Annotated in this window: 18 protein-coding genes and 1 tRNA gene; 8 read left to right on the forward strand and 11 right to left on the reverse strand. The window is 70.0% G+C overall.

What is annotated here, in order from left to right; translation table 11 throughout:
- Positions 1-27: 27 nt before the first annotated feature.
- Both OG504_RS26805 and OG504_RS26810 read right to left on the reverse strand, forming a co-directional pair.
- Complete coding sequence (locus tag OG504_RS26805; RefSeq protein WP_405992115.1) at positions 28-1,437, reverse strand: HTTM domain-containing protein; 1,410 nt, start codon at positions 1,435-1,437, stop codon at positions 28-30.
- Positions 1,434-2,426, reverse strand: coding sequence for a DUF5819 family protein (locus tag OG504_RS26810; RefSeq protein WP_405992116.1), 993 nt, complete (start codon positions 2,424-2,426; stop codon positions 1,434-1,436). Before OG504_RS26810 ends, OG504_RS26805 begins: the two co-directional genes overlap by 4 nt.
- A 439-nt stretch (positions 2,427-2,865) precedes the next feature.
- Between OG504_RS26810 and OG504_RS26815 the strand changes: the two genes are divergently transcribed.
- The gene (locus tag OG504_RS26815; protein ID WP_405992117.1) at positions 2,866-3,999 is read left to right on the forward strand and encodes an acyl-CoA dehydrogenase family protein; all 1,134 of its coding nucleotides are present in this window, start codon (positions 2,866-2,868) and stop codon (positions 3,997-3,999) included.
- 52 nt (positions 4,000-4,051) lie between these two features.
- On the opposite strand, the gene OG504_RS26820 is transcribed toward OG504_RS26815, so the two are convergent.
- From OG504_RS26820 to OG504_RS26835, 4 genes are all read right to left on the reverse strand, one after another.
- Positions 4,052-4,381 carry a rhodanese-like domain-containing protein gene (locus OG504_RS26820; protein WP_356061327.1) on the reverse strand — a complete coding sequence of 110 codons (330 nt, stop codon included), beginning with the start codon at positions 4,379-4,381 and terminating at the stop codon, positions 4,052-4,054.
- A 14-nt stretch (positions 4,382-4,395) separates the two neighbouring features.
- The gene (locus tag OG504_RS26825; RefSeq protein ID WP_405992118.1) at positions 4,396-5,442 is read right to left on the reverse strand and encodes a hypothetical protein; all 1,047 of its coding nucleotides are present in this window, start codon (positions 5,440-5,442) and stop codon (positions 4,396-4,398) included.
- Between the two features lie 301 nt (positions 5,443-5,743).
- The gene (locus tag OG504_RS26830) at positions 5,744-7,162 is read right to left on the reverse strand and encodes a DUF2252 domain-containing protein (RefSeq protein ID WP_405992119.1); all 1,419 of its coding nucleotides are present in this window, start codon (positions 7,160-7,162) and stop codon (positions 5,744-5,746) included.
- 252 nt (positions 7,163-7,414) lie between these two features.
- A complete protein-coding gene (locus OG504_RS26835) occupies positions 7,415-7,777 on the reverse strand; it encodes a helix-turn-helix domain-containing protein (protein ID WP_365301254.1) in 363 nt (120 codons plus the stop codon).
- 191 nt (positions 7,778-7,968) lie between these two features.
- Between OG504_RS26835 and OG504_RS26840 the strand changes: the two genes are divergently transcribed.
- Complete coding sequence (locus tag OG504_RS26840) at positions 7,969-8,622, forward strand: NAD(P)H-dependent oxidoreductase (RefSeq protein ID WP_366494759.1); 654 nt, start codon at positions 7,969-7,971, stop codon at positions 8,620-8,622.
- 139 nt (positions 8,623-8,761) lie between these two features.
- Here OG504_RS26840 and OG504_RS26845 read toward each other — a convergent pair.
- Positions 8,762-8,845, reverse strand: a tRNA-Leu gene (locus tag OG504_RS26845).
- Between the two features lie 559 nt (positions 8,846-9,404).
- On the opposite strand from OG504_RS26845, the gene OG504_RS26850 reads away from it, so the two are divergent.
- The 6 genes from OG504_RS26850 (at position 9,405) to pknB (ending at position 17,521) form a co-directional block, all read left to right on the forward strand.
- Positions 9,405-10,253 (forward strand): FhaA domain-containing protein, encoded by an 849-nt coding sequence (locus OG504_RS26850; protein WP_405992120.1) that lies wholly within the window; start codon positions 9,405-9,407, stop codon positions 10,251-10,253.
- A gap of 10 nt (positions 10,254-10,263) precedes the next feature.
- Positions 10,264-10,782, forward strand: coding sequence for an FHA domain-containing protein (locus OG504_RS26855; RefSeq protein ID WP_405992121.1), 519 nt, complete (start codon positions 10,264-10,266; stop codon positions 10,780-10,782).
- A gap of 90 nt (positions 10,783-10,872) precedes the next feature.
- Positions 10,873-12,411, forward strand: coding sequence for a Stp1/IreP family PP2C-type Ser/Thr phosphatase (locus OG504_RS26860; RefSeq protein WP_405996438.1), 1,539 nt, complete (start codon positions 10,873-10,875; stop codon positions 12,409-12,411).
- Between the two features lie 30 nt (positions 12,412-12,441).
- A complete protein-coding gene (locus tag OG504_RS26865) occupies positions 12,442-13,878 on the forward strand; it encodes an FtsW/RodA/SpoVE family cell cycle protein (RefSeq protein WP_405992122.1) in 1,437 nt (478 codons plus the stop codon).
- Positions 13,875-15,362: a peptidoglycan D,D-transpeptidase FtsI family protein gene (locus OG504_RS26870; RefSeq protein WP_405992123.1), complete on the forward strand. Its 1,488-nt coding sequence runs from the start codon at positions 13,875-13,877 to the stop codon at positions 15,360-15,362. The genes OG504_RS26865 and OG504_RS26870 overlap by 4 nt, the downstream gene beginning before the upstream one ends.
- A gap of 170 nt (positions 15,363-15,532) precedes the next feature.
- A complete protein-coding gene (pknB, locus tag OG504_RS26875) occupies positions 15,533-17,521 on the forward strand; it encodes a Stk1 family PASTA domain-containing Ser/Thr kinase (RefSeq protein ID WP_405992124.1) in 1,989 nt (662 codons plus the stop codon).
- Positions 17,522-17,623: 102 nt separating this feature from the next.
- Here pknB and OG504_RS26880 read toward each other — a convergent pair whose 3' ends face one another.
- From OG504_RS26880 to OG504_RS26895, 4 genes are read right to left on the reverse strand one after another with little or no spacing between them, the layout of a single operon-like run.
- Positions 17,624-18,379, reverse strand: a complete 756-nt coding sequence (locus OG504_RS26880; RefSeq protein ID WP_405992125.1) for a class E sortase — start codon at positions 18,377-18,379, stop codon at positions 17,624-17,626.
- Between the two features lie 6 nt (positions 18,380-18,385).
- Complete coding sequence (locus OG504_RS26885) at positions 18,386-19,498, reverse strand: class E sortase (RefSeq protein WP_405992126.1); 1,113 nt, start codon at positions 19,496-19,498, stop codon at positions 18,386-18,388.
- On the reverse strand, positions 19,495-20,133 hold the full coding sequence (locus OG504_RS26890) for an aminodeoxychorismate/anthranilate synthase component II (RefSeq protein WP_366494766.1): 639 nt from the start codon (positions 20,131-20,133) through the stop codon (positions 19,495-19,497). The genes OG504_RS26885 and OG504_RS26890 overlap by 4 nt, the downstream gene beginning before the upstream one ends.
- On the reverse strand, positions 20,130-20,339 hold the full coding sequence (locus tag OG504_RS26895; RefSeq protein ID WP_405996647.1) for a hypothetical protein: 210 nt from the start codon (positions 20,337-20,339) through the stop codon (positions 20,130-20,132). The genes OG504_RS26890 and OG504_RS26895 overlap by 4 nt, the downstream gene beginning before the upstream one ends.
- Positions 20,340-20,343 lie beyond the last annotated feature (4 nt).

Below are 20,343 nucleotides of genomic sequence, written 5' to 3' on the forward strand. Positions count from 1 at the left end.
TCGTTGGGCGTGCCGTGGCCCTCTGACCTACGTGGGCGTGCTCGGGGTCGTCCGGGGCGCGGGGCTCCCCTGGGTGTCAGGGTCCTCCGGGGCTGCGCCCGAACCCTCGGGGCGCCGACGCGGCGGCGTGGAGGCGTCTTCGTGGCCGTCCTCGGGACGCGTCGAAGAACCGGACGCGGAGGCCACCGTAGAACCGCTTTCGGTGAGCGGCGCGGGGCCTGCCCCGAAGTGCGACGGCGTAGGGCCGCCGGCCGGTGGTGGGGCGGGGACGCCCCCTTCGGGGAGCAGCGCTGGGTCGCCTGCGGAAAACACCCGTCCACGCGCGCGTGCCACCCACCCGCCCAGCCTCCGCAGGAACGACGTCGGCAGGAAGACCGCGTCCGTCGCGATCATCGCCAGGGAGAAGAACGGCAGGCCCAGGAGGACGGCGATCGCGGCGTGCTCGGCCATCATCAGGGCCAGCAGGACGTTCTTGACGCGGCGGTTGAAGAGGGTGAACGGGAAGGCGACCTGGACGATCACGGTCCCGTAGGTCACGAGCATGACCATGGTGCCGTTGCCCGCCAGCAGGTCGGCGAGGGCGGGCCAGGGGGAGAAGTAGTCGAGGTGGAGCGGGTAGTAGACGGCGGTGCCGTCCTGCCAGCGGGAACCCTGGATCTTGTACCAGCCGGCCGTCGCGTAGATCAGACAGGCCTCGCTCGCGATCACGAACAGGGCGCCGTTGTGGATGACGTTCGCGACGATGTCGAGCAGCACCCGGGGCTCGTACGACCTCGCGTACCGCCCGATGGCCCACCACAGGGCCTGCGCCAGCCAGACTCCCCACAGGAGCGCGGGCACGAACCAGTCGCTGTCGAACCGGCCCCCCGCGGTCACCGCGACGAGCGCGGCGCCGAGGACGACCCACAGGACGGGCCCGGCCCGGTCGGGAATCCACTCCCCACGCGCGCGTGCCTCCCGCGTACGCGCGGCCCGGCGTGCGTCGAGGGACCAGACCTGGCCGCAGCGGGTGAACACCAGGTACAGGGACATCAGGTGCAGGACGTTGTCGCCGCCGTCGCCCATGAAGACGCTGCGGTTCTGGAGGGAGAGCACACCGATCATGAAGAGCACGGACATCGTGCGGGTGCGCCAGCCCAGGAGCAGCAGGACGCTCGCCAGCACGGCCAGCGCGTACACCGCCTCGAACCAGAACTGCCCGTCCCACCACATCAGGGCGGTGAACGCGCCGTTGTCCGCGATCAGTTGGCGGGCGAGGTCCCAGCTCCACGGTCCGTCGGGGCCGTACAGCTCCTGGCGGTGGGGCAGTTCGCGGAGCAGGAACAGCAGCCAGGTGCCGGCGAAGCCGATGCGGATCACGGCGCTCTGGTAGGAGCCCAGGGCCGACTCGGTGACGCGGGCGATGCCTCGGGACACCGACAGGGCGAAACCGTTCACCGGACGCCTCCCGCGGCCTCGTCCGCCGGAACCGCCCACCAGGGCAGCAGGCGGTACTGGGGGGTGGTCGACACCTGCTCGTCACTCCACTCGGGCGGGGGCACGTTGGTGGTGCGGGAGCGGACCTGGACGCGCTGGACGGCGCCGCCCTTCCCGGCCGCGTCGTCCCGGTCCAGGCGCAGCACGACGATGCGCCGCAGATACGTCTCCGCGAGCGTGCCGCGCAGGCCGATCGGACGGTTGGAGTTGTCGTGCGTGGCGGTGAGGAAGTCCCAGGCCCGGCGCAGTTCGTTCTGCTCGGTGTGGCTCGGCAGCGGATTGCCGTCGATGGCCGCGCCGTCCTCGGCCGACAGGTCGTACCAGCCGGTCGTACGGGTCGTGCCGTCCGCGCTCCGGACGTCGGCCCGCACCTGGACCTCGATGTTCTGCTGGAGCGGGTTCGGCGCGAAGAGTTTCCAGTTCTGCTCGAACTCCGGGTAGATCCACTCGTCGATCGCCTTGCCGTGCTGCTTCGTCACCGTGTTCGACGGCGCGACGTGCAGGAACACCATCCCGAGATGGACGAGCGCGGCCACCGCGACGACCGCGACCGCGAGCGCGGCACCGACCTGATAGCGCAGGGACAGTGCGGCGACGCCGATACGGGCGTCCGCGGGAGCGGCGGGATCGTACGAAGACCCCGGCTGCGGCTCCGGTCGCGGATGCGCCGGTGGCTCGGGCGGCGGCGGGTGAGGGGGCTGCTGGGCGGGCACGTGCGGCCACCCGGAGGCGGTGCCCCTGTGTGGGCCCTCCGGGGCGACAGGCGGGCGCGGGCCCTCAGGTACGGCAGGCAGAGGCGAGCCCTCGGGTACGGCAGGCAGAGGCGAGCCCTCGGGTACGGCAGGCGGAGGCGGGCCCTCAGGTACGACCGGCGTGCCTGGCCCCTCGTCGGAGGCAGGCGTCCGCTCGCCCTCCTCGGGGGCGTTCGAGCCTCCGTCGTTCGCGTCCATTCCGCCCCGTTTCCGAGTCCCGTCCGTCCATCGGCCACCGTCCACCGCGCCCGCCCGGCCGCGGGGCCCGGCGGCGCTCCACGCCTATCACTCCCCGGCGCCGCACGGAACGGTACTCAGGGGCACGCCCCGGGCACAGCCCCCTGCCTCACCGGCCACACAGGTTGTCCACAGCGGCTGCCCGCAGGTTATCCACAGCCGTTGACACCTCTCCTCGGCGCATCCCACCATTGGATCCCCGAACCGAACGATCGGTCGCCCAGCGATCCCCGCGACCGGATGCCGAACGACCCCTCGACCGCCGGTACACACCCCGTAGTGCATACCCAGGAGGTGCGCCCGTTCCCTTCTTCTAGAACCTGTTCTATCTTGACGCTCCGTCAGATCTGGTCGGACGTCCGGCTGTTGGCCGGTGCGTGCGTGCGGGAGGGCAGGGACCGTGGACTTCACCTTCAGCGAGGAGCAGCAGGCGGCGGCCGAGGCGGCGGCGGGGGTGTTCGCCGATGTCGCGCCGGACGGTGTGCCCAGTCCGGCCGACACCACGGGCGCCGTGGCCGACGACTTCGACCGCGCGCTGTGGGCCAGGCTCGCCGAGGCGGACCTGCTGAGCCTGCTGCTCGACGAGGCGTACGGCGGCGCGGGCCTGGACGCGATCGCCCTGTGCCTGGTGCTGCGGGAGTCGGCGAAGGTGCTGGCCAGGGTGCCGCTCCTGGAGAGCAGCGCGGCCGCGGCGACCGTACAGGCCTACGGCGGCGAGGAGTTGAGGTCCGCCCTGCTCACCCGGGCCGGCCGCGGCGACCTCGTGCTGACCGTCGCCGCGCACGGCCGCACCGGCCACGACCCGGCCGAACTCGCCGTGACGGCACGGCGGGACGGTGACCGGTGGGTGCTGGACGGGGTGCAGACCGCGGTGCCGTGGGCGCAGAACGCGGACCTGGTCGTCGTACCGGCGCACACGGACGCCGGCCGGACCGTCCTCGCGCTGGTCGCCCCGGACCGCGAGGGCGTCGTCCTCGCCGAGCAGATCTCCACCACGGGCGAGCGGCTCGGCGAACTGCGCCTGGAATCCGTGCCGATCGCGAGGGTCGACGTCATCGACGCCGAGGGCGCCTGGGAGTGGCTGCGGGACCTGCTGACCGCCGGCACCTGCGCGCTGTCCCTCGGACTCGGTACCGCCGTCCTGCGCATGACCGGCGAATACACCAGCAGGCGCGAGCAGTTCGGGTTCCCCGTCGCGACCTTCCAGGCCGTCGCCGTACAGGCCGCCGACCGCTACATCGACCTGCGCGCGATGGAGGCCACTCTGTGGCAGGCCGCGTGGCGCATCGCCTCAGGAGCGTCGGGCGCGCTGCCCGCCGCCGCGGACCTGGCCGTGGCCAAGATCTGGGCGGCCGAGGGGGTACGACGGGTCGTGCAGACCGCGCAGCATCTGCACGGCGGGTTCGGCGCCGACACGGAATACCCCCTGCACCGGTACCACGCCTGGGCCAAGCACCTGGAGCTGTCGCTCGGCCCGGCGGCGGCACACGAGGAGGCGCTGGGGGATCTGCTGGCGGCCCATCCGCTGAGCTGAACCCCGCCCGCACCCACCGCAGTTGTGGCTGTGGCTGTGGCTGTGGCTGTGGCTACAGCACGAAACCCGGCTGGCCCTCGTCCGTGACGACGGGTCGGCCCGCGGCGGCCCACACCTGCATGCCGCCGTCGACGTTCACGGCGTCGATGCCCTGCTGGGTCAGGTACATCGTGACCTGGGCCGAACGCCCGCCGGAGCGGCAGATCACATGGACCCTGCCGTCCTGCGGCGCCGCCTCGGTCAACTCGCCGTACCGGGCCACGAATTCACTGATGGGGATGTGCAGCGCCCCCGTGGCGTGACCCGCCTGCCACTCGTCGTCCTCACGGACGTCCAGCAGGAAGTCGCCGTCCTTGAGGTCTCCGACCTCGACCGTGGGCACACCAGTTCCGAAACTCATGGCCCGACGCTACCCGACGGGCCTTCCGACGCGTGCGGCTGTGCGAGCAGGTTGGCCAACTCGGCCTCCCGCTCGGCGACCTGGGCGAGCAACTGCTCGGCGATCTCGTCGAGCAGGCGGTCCGGGTCGTCCGGGGCGATCCGGAGCATGGAGCCGATGGCGCCCTCCTCCAGCTCCCGGGCGACGAGGGTGAGGAGTTCCTTGCGGTGGGCGAGCCATTCGAGGCGGGCGTAGAGCTCCTCGCTGGGGCTCGGGCCGCGCTCGGCCGGGGCCGGTCCCGCCGCCCACTCCTCGCCCAGCTCGCGCAGCAGCGGGGCGTCACCGCGGCTGTAGGCGGCGTTGACCCGGGTGATGAACTCCTCACGCCGCTTGCGCTCTTCCTCGTCCTGCGCCAGGTCGGGGTGGGCCTTGCGGGCCAGCTCGCGGTAGAGCTTGCGGGCCTCCTCGCTGGGGCGCACCCGCTGCGGGGGCCGGACCGGCTGGTCCGTGAGCATCGCCGCGGCCTCCGGGAACAGGCCGTCGCCGTCCATCCAGCCGTGGAACAGCTCCTCGACCGCGGGCATCGGCATCACCCGGGCCCGCGCCTCGTCCGCCTTGCGAATGTCCTCGGGGTTGCCGGTGCGTGCGGCCAGTGCCTCGGCGATCCGGGCGTCCAGCTCGTCGAGGCGGGTGTACATCGGGCCGAGCTTCTGGTGATGCAGCCGGGAGAAGTTCTCGACCTCGATGCGGAAGGTGTCCACCGCGATCTCGTACTCGATCAACGCCTGCTCGGCGGCGCGTACGGCGCGCTCCAGCCGTTCTTCGGGGCGGGGGGCGGCACCGTCGACGGGGTGGGAGTCGGCCTGGTGGGCGTCGGTCGGGGGGGCGTCGGCGTCGCGGGAGTCGGCCTCAGGGGTGTCGGCCGCACCGCCCTCGGTGCCCTCGCTCACGGAACCGTCACCCGCCACGGCTCCGGCGGCGGACGGCACCTCGGCACCCGTCTGCTCCGGCACCGGTTCACCAACGGGCACGGACTGGGACTGCTCAGCTTCCGGGGTCGTCACCCGCCCAGCGTAGGCCACGGCCCGACGGGCGATGGGGCGTCGGTTGGGCTGGGGCCTTGTGGACCACGGGTGACCTCGCCGACGGTGGCGCACCGGCTGTGCCGGCAGTGGCTTATGCCGGCTGTGCCGGCGGTGCCTTGTGAACGACGGGTCATGTCGCCGCCGGTGCGGGTCCCGCCTCGCGGACAGGCGGTCCGACGTGCCTCGCCGTGACCAACTCCCCCGTCCGCGATCACAGCCGGCACCCGCACCCTGCCCGCCGCTTCTCACTCACCACCCCCCGCTCCCCGCTCCCAACCGCCTACACCCCCATCTCCGCCGCGATCCGCCCTGCCCGCACCGCCCCCACCAACTCCGCGTGGTCCGCCTCGGTCCGGTCGGCGTAGGCCACGGCGAACGTCGCTATCGCCTCGTCCAGTTCGTCCTTCTTGCCGCAGTACCCGGCGACCAGGCGCGGGTCGGCGCTGTGGGCGTGGGCCCGGGCCAGGAGGGCGCCGGTCATACGGCCGTAGTCGTCGATCTGGTCGGCGGCGAGGGCGGCGGGGTCGACACTGCCCTTGCGGTTGCGGAACTGCCGTACCTGGAACGGGAGTCCGTCGACCGTCGTCCAGCCCAGCAGGATGTCGCTGACGACCTGCATCCGCTTCTGCCCGAGCACCACCCGCCGGCCCTCGTGCGCGACGGACGGCGCGTCGAACCCGGCGGTCAGCAGATGCGGCACCAGCGCGGAGGGGCGGGCCTCCTTCACCTGGAGGACGAGCGGTTCGCCGCGGTGGTCCAGGAGCAGCACGACGTACGACCGCGTGCCCACGCTGCCCGTGCCGACGACGCGGAAGGCGACGTCGTGCACCGTGTGCCGGGCGAGCAGCGGGAGGCGGTCCTCGGAGAGCGTGTCCAGATACTCCTCCAGGGACGCCGCCACCGCCGCGGCCTCCGCGTCCGGGATCCGCCGCAGCACCGGCGAGGCGTCGACGAAGCGTCGCCCGCCGTCCTCGGCGGGCTCGGTAGACCTGGCCGCGAACCGTCCGCTGGTGTTGCCCCGCGCCTTCTCGGAGACCCGCTCCAGCGTGCCGAGCAGGTCGCGGGCGTCGGCGTGGGAGACCAACTCCTCGTCCGCGATGGCGTTCCACGCGTCCAGCACCGGGAGCCTGGCCAGCAGCCGCATGGTGCGGCGATAGGAACCCACCGCGCCGTGTGCCGCCGTACGGCAGGTGTCCTCGTCGGCGCCGGCCTCCCGGCCTGCGAGGACCAGCGAGGCGGCGAGCCGCTTGAGGTCCCATTCCCAGGGGCCGCGCACGGTCTCGTCGAAGTCGTTGAGGTCGATGACCAGGCCGCCGCGGGCGTCGCCGTACAGGCCGAAGTTGGCCGCGTGGGCGTCGCCGCAGATCTGGGCGCCGATCCGGGTCATGGGGGTGCGGGCGAGGTCGTAGGCCATGAGTCCCGCCGAACCGCGCAGGAACGCGAAGGGGGTGGCCGCCATCCTGCCCACCCGTATCGGCGTGAGCCCCGGGATGCGGCCTCGGCCGGACTCCTCGACCGCGGTCACCGCGTCGGGGCGGGAACCGTCCAGGTCGAGAACGGCGTGCGCGCTGCGCGGAACGCTCGCCCGCAGCGCCTTCCCCTCCTCCTTGGGCGACCCCTCCACGGGCCACGTGGCGAAGCCCCGCACCCCGGGAAGCCTGCGCCCCACACCGCTCACACCGATACCGGCCTCGGTCATACCGACCGCCTCCCCCGTCCACACACCCACGCTCACACGTGCGCTCGCCCGAACATCAACTCGCGACGACCGTACAACCGACGGCGAAAACACGTCAGACCCTGTGGACAACTCCGCGGCTGTGGAAAACCGGTGCCGATCGAGGCCTCGCCGGTACCGATCGAGGCCTCAGCGATCGGCACCCCTGCCCAACCCGACGGCCCACCCCGACGGCCCACCCCGACCTACCCGGACCCGCCTACCTACCTCGGCCTAGCACCCGCCCGACTGCCACCCCTCGCGCAGATGCACCTGCGCCCACGCGCCCAGTTCCCGTAGTGCCGGTCCCAGCGCCTTCCCCGACTCCGTCAGCCGGTACGAGACGCGCAGCGGCGGGCCCTCGTCGACCTCGCGGACGAGCAGCCCGGCGGCGCCGAGTTCCGTGAGCCGGTCGGAGAGCATGCGTTCGCTGATGCCCGGGATCGCCCGGCGCAGGTCGGCGAAGTGGACGGGCTGTGCCATCAGGACGGCCACGATCGGCCCGGTCCAGCGCTTTCCGAACAGCTGGAACACACGGGTGATGCCGTCGTCCACCTTCTTGCACTGATCCGTGCCGTGACTCTGCTCGACCGCCATGCCCTCAGGGTACTGCCCTCCCGTGCGGGGATGAAAAAAAGTAAGTACCTGTGTTATTCATAGTCGAGTACGAAAACTTAGCTACTGAACAACGCGACGGGACCGCTGCGCCCAGCACGCGCCCGGCACCCGCTCAGCACCTCGTTCGCCACCTCGTTCGGCACCTCGCTCGACACCTCTTGGAGACCCCCATGGCCACGCTCCTGCACATCGACTCGTCCGTGTTCCCCGCCGGCGCCTCCGCCTCCCGCGCCGTCGCCGACGCCTTCCGCACGTCCTGGGAGGAACAGCACCCGGAGGGCACGGTGATCCACCGCGACCTCGCCGCGAACCCCGTCCCGCACATCACCGTGGACGCCCACACCGCCGGCTTCGCCGACCCGGCCACGCACACGCCCGAGCAGGCGGCGGCCTTCGCCGAGCGCGTGCGGCTCATAGAGGAGCTGGAGCAGGCGGACGCGGTGCTGATCGGCGCCCCGATGTACAACGCCACGATCCCCTCGACCCTGAAGGCCTGGCTGGACAACGTGATCCTGATGGGCCGCACCGCGGGGACCGAGGACTCGAAGGTCAAGGGCATCCCGACCGTCGTGATCGCCAGCCGCGGCGGCGCCTACGGGCCGGGCACCCCGCGCGAGGGCTACGACTACGTCCAGAACTATCTGAAGGCGGTACTCGTCGACGCCCTCGGCCTGGACGCCGAGTTCATCGTCCCGGAGCTCACCATGGCCCCGCAGAACCCCGCGATGGCCGACCTGGTCCCGCTCTACGAGGCGTCCCGCGAGCGCGCCCTCGGTGACGCGGCCACCAAGGCCAAGACCCTGGCGGAACGCCTCGCGGCCTGACCGGACGCCCGGCCACTGCCTCAGGTAAGGACAGCGTGTGATTGTCCTCACCTGAGGCAGAGATCACCGAAGCATCACCGGAGCTGGTACAGCACACGAAGAAGCCCCTCAGGTCTGAGACCTGAGGGGCTTCTGTCTGTGCGCGAGGGGGGAGTTGAACCCCCACGCCCTTTCGGGCACTGGAACCTGAATCCAGCGCGTCTGCCTATTCCGCCACCCGCGCATTGGGTGTGTCCTCGGGCTGTTCCCCTGGGGGGCTGGCGCCTTCCGACATGCAGAAGATTAGCACGGTGCACGGGGTGGATTCACATCCCTTTCCCCTGGGCAGGACCCCCCGTTCCCGCGAGCAGGACGCCCCGCGCGAGGCCCCCATCAGCGGTCACCGGCTCGCACCCGTCCCTCCCGCCGACCCCCGCCACCCCCTCCGACCTCGCCCTCCGAACAGCCCCCACCCCCGGCCACGTATCAACCCACGTATCAACGTGGACCGGTTCACGTATCAACCTCGTACCGGTAACCGCCATCTCCCCAGGAGGCGGGCAAGGTCCACAGTCAGGTGCGGGACACTTGTCTGCGGCCCCCTCTACGATCCTGGGCAGGAGTACTGACAGGAGTAGTGGCAGAAGGAGTTCGACCGGGCCGACAAGGGGGAACCAGCCGATTTACCGGCGCGTGGATACGATCAGTAAGCAGTACCAGGGCAGTCAGCACGACAATCACCACGACAGCCGGCAAGGCGGTCGGTACGACAGCCAGTGCGGCAACGACGGAGGAGGTGCCCCATGGGAGTCCTGAAGAAGTTCGAGCAACGCCTCGAAGGTCTGGTCAACGGCACCTTCGCCAAGGTGTTCAAGTCCGAGGTCCAGCCGGTCGAGATCGCCGGCGCGCTCCAGCGGGAGTGCGACAACAACGCGACGATCTGGAACCGCGACCGGACCGTCGTACCCAACGACTTCATCGTGGAGCTGAGCACGCCGGACTTCGAGCGGCTCAGCCCCTACTCCGGCCAGCTCGGTGACGAGCTCGCCGGCATGGTGCGCGACTACGCCAAGCAGCAGCGCTACACCTTCATGGGACCCATCAAGGTCCACCTGGAGAAGGCGGACGACCTCGACACCGGTCTGTACCGGGTGCGCAGCCGTACGCTCGCCTCCTCCACCAACCAGCAGGCTCCCGGCACCCCCGCTCCGGCGGCACCGCCGGCAGCGGGCCGGCCCGGCGGCTACGGCTATCCGCCCGCCGCCGCGCCCGCGAGCGCCCCGCCGCCCATGCCGGCCGCACCGCCGCCCGGCGGCCGCGGCTCGGCGCCGTACCTCCAGCCCGCGCCCGCCGCCCCGGCGGCCGGCACGCGGATGCGGTACTGGGTGGAGATCAACGGCGCCCGCCATCAGATCTCCCGCGCGACGTTGGTGATGGGCCGCAGCACCGAAGCCGACGTGCGGATCGACGACCCCGGCGTATCCCGCCGGCACTGTGAGATCCGGACCGGAACGCCCTCGACGATCCAGGATCTCGGGTCCACCAACGGCATCGTGGTGGACGGGCAGCACACCACCCGCGCTACGCTCCGCGACGGCTCGCGGATCGTCGTGGGCAGCACCACCATCATTTACCGGCAAGCCGAAGGGTGAAGCGGGGGCAATGTCAGAGCTGACCCTCACGGTCATGCGGCTGGGTTTCCTGGCCGTACTGTGGCTGTTCGTGATCGTGGCCGTGCAGGTCATCCGCAGCGACCTGTTCGGAACGCGTGTCACACAGCGCGGCTCGCGACGGGAAGCCGGACGACCGCAGCAGGCCGCCCGGCAGGCGGCGCCTCCGCAGCAGCGCCAGCAACAGCCGAGCGGGGGCGGCCGGCGGGGCCGTAACGCCCCCACCAAACTCGTCGTCAGTGAGGGAATCCTCACCGGCACCACCGTCGCCCTCCAGGGCCAGACCATCACCCTGGGCCGGGCGCACGATTCGACGATCGTGCTGGACGACGACTACGCGTCCAGCCGTCATGCCAGGATCTACCCGGACCGCGACGGCCAGTGGATCGTCGAGGACCTCGGATCCACGAACGGCACGTACCTGGACCGGTCCCGGCTGACGACCCCCACACCGATTCCGCTGGGCGCGCCGATCCGCATCGGCAAGACCGTCATCGAGCTGCGGAAGTAGTACGAAAATGAGCGAGCGGAGCGAGCACGCAGCGGCGGACCGCCTGGCGGACCCCGGCGCGCTCCCGACCGGAGGGTGGGCACCGTGCGGATGTACCCGGAGCCGACGGGCGAGGTGCGCATGAGTCTGTCACTGCGCTTCGCCGCCGGATCGCACAAAGGCATGATCCGCGAGGGCAACGAGGACTCCGGCTACGCCGGTCCACGTCTCCTCGCGATCGCCGACGGGATGGGCGGCCAGGCCGCCGGTGAGGTCGCCTCCTCCGAGGTGATCTCGACCATCGTCTCGCTCGACGACGACGTGCCGGGCTCCGACATCCTCACCTCGCTCGGCACCGCCGTGCAGCGGGCCAACGACCAGTTGCGGATGATGGTCGAGGAGGATCCCCAGCTGGAGGGCATGGGCACCACGCTCACCGCCCTGCTGTGGACCGGGCAGCGGCTCGGCCTCGTCCATGTCGGCGACTCCCGCGCCTACCTGCTGCGCGACGGCGTGCTGACCCAGATCACCCAGGACCACACCTGGGTGCAGCGGCTGGTCGACGAGGGCCGGATCACCGAGGAAGAGGCCACCACCCACCCGCAGCGCGCGCTGCTCATGCGCGCGCTCGGCAGTGGCGACCACGTCGAGCCGGACCTGTCGATCCGTGAAGTGCGCGCCGGCGACCGGTACTTGATCTGTTCCGACGGGCTGTCAGGAGTCGTCTCCCACCAGACGATGGAGGACACCCTCGCCAGCTACCAGGGCCCGCAGGAGACCGTGCAGGAGCTGATCCAGCTCGCCCTGCGCGGCGGCGGCCCCGACAACATCACGGTGATCATCGCCGACGTCCTGGACCTCGACACCGGCGACACCCTCGCCGCGCAGCTGTCGGACACCCCGGTCATCGTCGGCGCGGTCGCCGAGAACCAGCTCCACCAGCACGACAACAACATCATGCAGACCCCGGCGGGCCGCGCCTCCGGGCTCGGCCGCCAGGTGCCCGGACAGAACGGCGGGGGCGGCGAGTTCGGCCCGCCCGGCTCCGGCGACACCACCGGTTACGTCCCCGAGGGCAGCTTCGGGGACTACACCGACGACGACTTCGTGAAGCCCTCCAAGGGCCGCAGGTGGTTCAAGAGATCCTTCTACACGGTGCTCGCGCTCGCGGTCATCGGCGGCGGCCTCTACGGGGGCTGGCGCTGGACGCAGACGCAGTACTTCGTCGGCGCCAACGGCGAACACGTCGCGCTGTACCGGGGCATCAGCCAGGACCTCGCCTGGGTCTCGCTGTCGAAGGTGGAGAAGGACCACCCCGACATCGAACTCAAGTACCTCCCGCCCTACCAGCAGAAGCAGGTCAAGGCGACGATCGCCGAGGGCGGTCTCCAGGACGCCCAGAAGAAGATCGCCGACCTCGCCGTGCAGGCCTCCGCGTGCAAGAAGGAGTCCGAGCGCGAGAGTGCCGCGACCAAGCCCAGTGGCACCACGGGAACCACCAGCACCTCGCTCACGTCCAAGGCCACGCCGAAGCCGTCTCCTTCGACCACGACTTCGACGTCCCCGTCCCCGACCCCGTCTGCGACTCCCAGCCCCGGTCCCAGTCTTTCGGAGGAAGAGCAGCAGGTCGTCTCGCAGTGCAGCAAGTAATAGGCAAGCCGTGAGAGGCCCCGTCACACGATGAGCAGTTCTACCAACACGCCGTCGCACCACACGTCCACGATCGGCTCCATCGGCGCACCGAGCCGACGCAACACCGAGCTGGCGCTCCTGATCTTCGCCGTCGCCATCCCGGTGTTCGCCTACGCCAACGTGGGCCTGGCCATCAACGACCAGGTGCCGTCCGGGCTGCTGAGCTACGGCCTGGGCCTCGGCCTGCTGGCCGGCGTCGCGCACCTGGCCGTACGCAAGTTCGCGCCGTACGCGGACCCGCTGCTGCTGCCGCTGGCGACGCTGCTGAACGGCATGGGACTCGTCATCATCTGGCGGCTCGACCAGTCGAAGCTGCTGCAGTCCATCAACCAGGCGGGCAACGCGGCGCCGCGGCAGCTGCTGTACACCGCGATGGGCATCGGGCTGTTCGCCGTCGTCCTGATCTTCCTCAAGGACCACCGCGCCCTGCAGCGCTACACGTACATCTCCATGGTCGGCGCGCTCGTCCTGCTGCTGCTGCCGCTGGTGCCGGGCCTCGGCGCCAACATCTACGGCGCGAAGATCTGGATCTCGGTCGGCGGATTCTCCATCCAGCCCGGTGAGTTCGCGAAGATCGTCCTCGCGATCTTCTTCGCCGGCTACCTGATGGTGAAGCGCGACGCGCTCGCGCTGGCCAGCCGCCGCTTCATGGGCCTGTACCTGCCGCGCGGCCGCGACCTCGGACCGATCCTGGTCGTCTGGTTCATCTCGATCCTGATCCTGGTCTTCGAGACCGACCTCGGAACCTCGCTGCTGTTCTTCGGCATGTTCATCATCATGCTGTACGTCGCCACCGAGCGGACCAGCTGGATCGTCTTCGGTCTGCTGATGTCCGCGGCCGGCGCCGTCGGCGTGGCCAGCTTCGAGTCGCACGTCCAGCAGCGCGTCCAGGCCTGGCTCCACCCGATGAAGGAGTACACGCTCAGCAAGACCGTCCTCGGCCACTCCGCGCAGTCGATGGAGGCCCTGTGGGCCTTCGGCTCCGGCGGCACGCTCGGCACCGGTCTCGGCCAGGGCCACTCCGACCTCATCCGGTTCGCCGCCAACTCCGACTTCATCCTCGCCACCTTCGGCGAGGAACTGGGCCTCGCCGGCATCATGGCGATCCTGCTCATCTACGGCCTGATCGTGGAGCGCGGTGTCCGCACCGCCCTCGCCGCCCGCGACCCCTTCGGCAAGCTCCTCGCCGTCGGCCTCTCCGGCGGTATGGCCCTGCAGGTGTTCGTCGTCGCGGGCGGCGTGATGGGCCTGATCCCGCTGACCGGTATGACGATGCCCTTCGTGGCGTACGGCGGTTCCTCCGTCATCGCCAACTGGGCGCTGATCGGCATCCTGATCCGCATCAGCGACACCGCCCGCCGCCCGGCCCCCGCGCCGGCCCCCAGCCCCGACGCCGAGATGACCCAGGTGGTCCGCCCGTCATGAACAAGCCCCTGCGCCGGATCGCGCTCTTCTGCGGCCTCCTGGTCCTGACGCTGTTGCTGCGCGACAACTGGCTCCAGTACGTCAAGGCCGACGGCCTCAAGGACGACCCGAACAACCGCCGTGTCACCATCGCGCGCTACTCCACCCCGCGCGGCGACATCATCGTCGACGGCAGCCCCATCACCGGCTCCACGGAGACCAGCACCAGCGGCCTGAACGACCTGAAGTACAAGCGCACGTACAAGAACGGCGCGATGTGGGCGCCGGTCACGGGATACGCCTCGCAGGCCTTCGGCGCCAACCAGCTGGAGTCCATCGAGGACGGCATCCTCTCCGGCACCGACGACCGGCTCTTCTTCCGCAACACCCTCGACATGATCACCGGCAAGACGAAGTCGGGCGGCAACGTCGTCACCACCCTCAACCAGGCCGCGCAGAAAGCCGCGTGGAACGGACTGCAGAAGCAGGGCGGCAAGGGCGCGGTCGTCGCCCTCGACCCGTCCACCGGCAAGATCCTGGCGCTGGCGTCCTACCCGTCGTACGACCCCTCGTCGTTCGCGGGCAACTCCACCACCACGGACGCCAAGGCCTGGCAGAAGCTCCAGAAGAAGTACGACCCGGACGACCCGATGCTGAACCGGGCGCTGCGCGAGACCTACCCGCCGGGCTCCACCTTCAAGGTGGTCACCGCGTCAGCGGCGCTGGAGAACAACCTGTACTCGTCGGCCGACGAGGCCACGAACTCGCCGCTGCCGTGGGTCATGCCGGGCACCACGACCCAGCTGAAGAACGAGGGCAGCATCCCCTGCAAGAACGCGACCCTGCGCGTCGCGCTGCAGTACTCCTGCAACACCGTCTTCGGCAAGGTCGGCGCCGACCTCGGCAACGCCAAGATGCTGGCAGAGGCGAAGAAGTTCGGCTTCGACTCCGAGCAGTTCACGCCGATCCGCTCCAGCTCCTCGGTCTTCTCGGACAACATGAACCAGTCGCAGACCGCGCTGTCCTCGATCGGCCAGTACAACACCGCAGCGACCCCGCTGCAGATGGCCATGGTCGCCTCCGCGGTCGCCAACGACGGCAAGCTGATGAAGCCGTACATGGTCGACAAGCTCCAGTCGTCGGGCGTCGACACCATCGCGCAGACCGAGCCGGAAGAGCTCAGCCAGCCGCTCTCCTCGAAGAACGCGCAGATCCTGCAGTCGATGATGGAGACGGTCGTCGAGAAGGGCACCGGCACCAGCGCCAAGATCCCCGGCGTGACCGTCGGCGGCAAGACCGGTACCGCCCAGCACGGCGAGAACAACAGCGAGAACCCGTACGCCTGGTTCCTCTCCTACGCCAAGAACGCCGACGGCAGTTCGCCGGTCGCCGTGGCCGTGGTCATCGAGGACGACAAGGCCAACCGCGACGACATCTCCGGCGGCGGTCTCGCGGCCCCGATCGCGAAGAGCGTCATGGAGGCGGTCATCGACAGCAAGAAGTGACTCCGCTCACGTCCCCTTCACATCGGTGCACGTTGCGATACCGGTCCTGTATCGGGTGACGGGCTTGGCCAGGTCACACAAAGCCAGCCGGGTACGGTAGGCCCGGACGGCTAGCCTCCGACCGCACATCCGTGCGGGTCGGGACCGACGGAGAGGGCTGGTAGGGAACTATGGAAGAGCCGCGTCGCCTCGGCGGCCGGTACGAGCTGGGCCAGGTGCTCGGCCGTGGTGGCATGGCGGAGGTCTACCTCGCCCATGACACACGCCTCGGCCGCACGGTGGCGGTGAAGACGCTGCGCGTCGACCTTGCGCGCGACCCTTCCTTCCAGGCCCGGTTCCGCCGGGAGGCCCAGTCGGCCGCCTCGCTCAACCATCCCGCGATCGTCGCGGTCTACGACACGGGCGAGGACTACGTCGACGGGGTCTCGATCCCGTACATCGTCATGGAGTACGTCGACGGCTCCACGCTCCGTGAGCTGCTCCACAGCGGTCGCAAGCTGCTGCCGGAGCGGGCCATGGAGATGACCATCGGCATCCTCCAGGCGCTGGAGTACTCGCACCGCAACGGCATCGTCCACCGCGACATCAAGCCGGCCAACGTCATGCTGACGCGCACCGGCCAGGTCAAGGTGATGGACTTCGGCATCGCCCGCGCGATGGGCGACTCCGGCATGACGATGACGCAGACGTCCGCGGTGATCGGTACCGCCCAGTACCTCTCCCCGGAGCAGGCGAAGGGCGAGCAGGTCGACGCCCGCTCGGACCTCTACTCGACGGGCTGCCTCCTCTACGAACTGCTGACGGTACGGCCGCCCTTCGTGGGCGACTCCCCGGTCGCGGTGGCGTACCAGCACGTACGCGAGGAGCCGCAGCCGCCGAGCGTCTTCGACGCGGAGATCACGCCGGAGATGGACGCGATCGTCCTGAAGGCGCTCACCAAGGACCCCAACTACCGCTACCAGTCCGCCGACGAGATGCGCATGGACATCGAGGCCTGCCTCGACGGCCAGCCGGTCGCGGCGACGGCGGCGATGGGTTCGGTCGGCTACGGCGGCTACGGCAACGACCAGGCGACGACGGCCCTGCGTTCCGACGCGGGCGCCACGACGATGCTGCCCCCCATGAACCCGGACGACGGCGGCTTCGGCTACGACGACCGCCCCGACCGGCGCCGCCAGCAGAAGAAGAAGTCGAACACCTCGACGATCCTGCTGGTCGTGGCGGCGGTCCTGGTGCTGGTGGGCGCGATCCTGATCGGGAAGTGGGCGTTCAGCGGGAACGGGGGCGCGGACAAGCCGTTCGCGGCGCCGAACTTCGTCGGCCAGACCTATGCCAGCGCGCAGAGCATGGCCGTCAACTCCGGCCTGAAGCTGGCGGAACCCACCCGCAAGGCCTGCGAGAACGCGCCGAAGGGCAGCGTCTGCTCACAGGACCCGAAGGCGAACACCGACGTCAACAAGGGCGACACCATCAACCTGGTCGTCTCGACCGGGGCGCCGAAGGTCGTCGTACCGAGTGTCGTGGGCCAGAGCTTCGACGACGCCTCCGAGACCCTCTCCGGCGACAAGTACCAGTTCAAGGTGGAGAAGAAGGAGAAGGTGTCCGGCGAGGACCCCGGCACGGTCCTGGAGCAGGACCCCGTCCTCGGCACGGAGGTCCAGAAGGGCACCACCATCACCCTGACCGTCGCGAAGGCCGAGGAGAAGTCCACGGTCCCGGACGTCAGCGGCAAGAGCTGTGACGACGCCAAGGCGCAGATGCAGCAGAACAACCTCGTCGGCAACTGCACCGAGGTGGCGACCACCGACACGAACCTGAACGGCAAGGTCGTCTCGACCTCGCCCGCGACCGGGACGCAGGTCGACAAGAACTCGTCGGTCAACATCCAGATCGGCAAGGTCTCCCAGACCCAGGTCCCGAACGTCGTCGGCCAGACGGTGGCGAACGCCAAGCAGATCCTGCAGCAGAACGGCTTCACCAACATCCAGTTCGCCGACAACAGCGATCAGGGCGACAACGCGATCGTGACCCAGCAGGACCCGGGCTCGGGCAACCAGGTGGACGACCCCGGCAACACGCAGATCACCCTCACCAGCGTGGGCACCGGAAACGGCAACAACAACGGTGGCGGCGGCTTCTTCGGGGGCAACTCCGGATAGGCGTTACCGGTACGGCATGACGGAGCCCCGGCACCCTGAGAAGGGTGCCGGGGCTCTTTCGTCCGTGCGGTGCGCTACGACCCTGCCGTCAGCGCAGTTCCTTCACTGCAGTTCCTTCGGCGGTGTCCGCGCGCTGTCCACCTTGTCGACGCGGACCAGCTCGCCCCACACCACGTACCGGTACCGGGACGTGTACACCGGCGTGCAGGTCGTCAGGGTGATGTAGTGGCCGGCCTTCTTCTTGCCGGACTCCACGGGGATCTGGGCGAGGGTCTTGACGTTGTACTTCGAGGTCTCGGGAAGGATGTCGTAGACCTTGTAGACGTACCACTCGTCCTTCGTCTCGAAGACGATCGGGTCGCCCTTCTTGAGCTTGTCGATGTTGTGGAACTTGGCGCCGTGGCCGTCGCGGTGGGCGGCGAGGGTGAAGTTGCCGGTCTTGCCGGTGGTCGGGAGGGCGGCCTTGACGGGGTCCGTGTAGTAGCCGGCGACGCCGTCGTTGAGGACGCTCGTCTCGGTGCCCTTCTCGACCAGCACCTCGCCGTTCTTCATCGCGGGCACGTGCAGGAAGCCGATGCCGTCCTTGGTGTCGAGCGCGCCGGGACCGGTGTCCTTGTCCTTGGACCAGTTGTTGCGGACCTTGTCGCCCTGTTTGTCGGCCGTGCGGTCGGCGACGACGTTCGTCCACCACAGGGAGTAGACGACGAACAGGCCGAGGATCAGGCCCGCCGTGATGAGGAGTTCACCGAAGACGCTGACCGCCGTCGCGACCGGGCCGGAGCCGCGGGGGCGGTCCGGTGGGGAAGCGGGCGTGTCGGTCTGCTCTTCGGTGTCGTCGGTGGTCGCTGCCACGTTCATCTGCCCTTACTCGATGAGCGCATCCGGCTTGCCCTTGCTGCGCGGCCGTACCTCGACCATCTTGCCCCAGACGATCAGCCGGTACTTGCTGGTGAACTCCGGCGTACAGGTCGTCAGCGTGATGTAGCGGCCGGGCTTGGTGAAGCCCGAGCCCTTGGGGATGGGGTCGATGACACTGGTGTTGCTCGGCGCCGTCACGGGCAGCGTCTTCGTCATCTTGTAGACGTAGTAGGTGTCCTGGGTCTCCACCACGACCTCGTCGCCCGGCTTGAGCTGGTTGATGTACCGGAACGGTTCGCCATGGGTGTTGCGGTGCGCGGCGAGCGCGAAGTTGCCGGTCTTCGCGTCCGGCATCGCGGTCTTGAGGGCGCCCTCGCTGTAGTGGCCGACCATGCCCTTGTCGAGCACCTTCTTGTTGCTGACGCCCTCGGCGATCGGTGCCACCACGTCCAGCTTGGGGATGTGCAGGATGGCGAAGCCCTGCCCCGGCGAGAACTCTCCGGGGGCGCGCTTGCCGCTCGCCCAGTCGTTCTGCAGCTGGCTCGCCTCGCTGCCGGCCTGCGCGTGCGCCCGTACGTTAGTCCACCACAGCTGGTAGGTGACGAACAGCAGCATCAGCACGCCGGTGGTGATGAACACCTCGCCGATCGCCCGGCTCGCGACGACCGCGGCACCCGGCTTGTTCGCCCGCTGCCGCCGCCGCGCCTCGACCCGCGAGAGGGGCGCGCCGGCACCCGCGCCGACACCCGCGCCGACACCGGATTCCGGGGCCTCGGTGGTCTCCTCCGCCGCCCCGGCGCCCCCATGACGCCCGTGCCGCCCCTTGGCGGCCTTTCTGCGGGCCGCACGCCCGCCCGTGGGGGTTCCTGTGGCGGAGGAGGCGGATGAGGCGTCAGACGCCGATATGGACCGCCCGTGGCCCGTCCGCTCCGGCGGGAGGTCCGCTATCCGCAGCGCGACGGTCTCTTCGTCGATCGGACCGTACGGCACCCCGGGCGCACCCTGCGCCTGCGCGCCGTGCCACTGGTCGAACCCGCCCTGTTCCCCGTACGACGGCTCCGCGTACGCCTGCTCCCCGTACGCGGCCTCGGACTCGCGCTCGGGGCGCAGCGCGGTCACGCCGTGGCCCTGCCCACCACCGGGGCGAGCCCCGCCGACCTCGCCACGGCACCCTGGTCGCCGCACTCCACCAGCCAGTTGGCCAGCATCCGGTGGCCGTGCTCGGTGAGCACCGACTCCGGGTGGAACTGGACGCCCTCGACGGGCAGTTCGCGGTGGCGCAGGCCCATGATGATGCCGTCGTGCGTTCTGGCGGTGACGTCCAGCTCGGCCGGGACGGTCCCCGGCTCGGCCGCCAGCGAGTGGTAGCGGGTCGCCGTGAAGGGCGAGGGCAGTCCGGCGAAGACGCCCTTGCCCTCGTGCTCGACGAGCGAGGTCTTGCCGTGCAGCAGTTCGGGGGCGCGGTCCACGACGCCGCCGTAGGCCACCTGCATCGACTGCATGCCGAGGCAGACGCCGAAGACGGGCACCCCGGTCGAGGCGCAGTGCCGCACCATCTCGATGCAGACGCCGGCCTCCTCGGGGGTGCCGGGGCCGGGCGAGAGGAGGACGCCGTCGAAGCCGTCCTGGGCGTGCGCGGTCGACACCTCGTCGTTGCGCAGCACCTCGCACTCGGCGCCCAGCTGGTACAGGTACTGGACCAGGTTGAAGACGAAGCTGTCGTAGTTGTCGACGACGAGAATCCGTGCACTCACTGGTTGTCCACCGTCACATCGTTGAAGGGCAGCAGCGGTTCGGCCCACGGGAAGACGTACTGGAACAGGATGTAGACCACGGCCAGGGCAAGGACGAGCGAAATGATCGCCTTGACCCAGGCGTTGCCCGGCAGATGCCGCCAGATCCAGCCGTACATGCCGTCCCTTCCGTAGCGCCACGGCACCAGACTCACGCCGTACGTCACCAGA

Source organism: Streptomyces sp. NBC_00986, assembly GCF_045162565.1.
Taxonomy (GTDB): domain Bacteria; phylum Actinomycetota; class Actinomycetes; order Streptomycetales; family Streptomycetaceae; genus Streptomyces.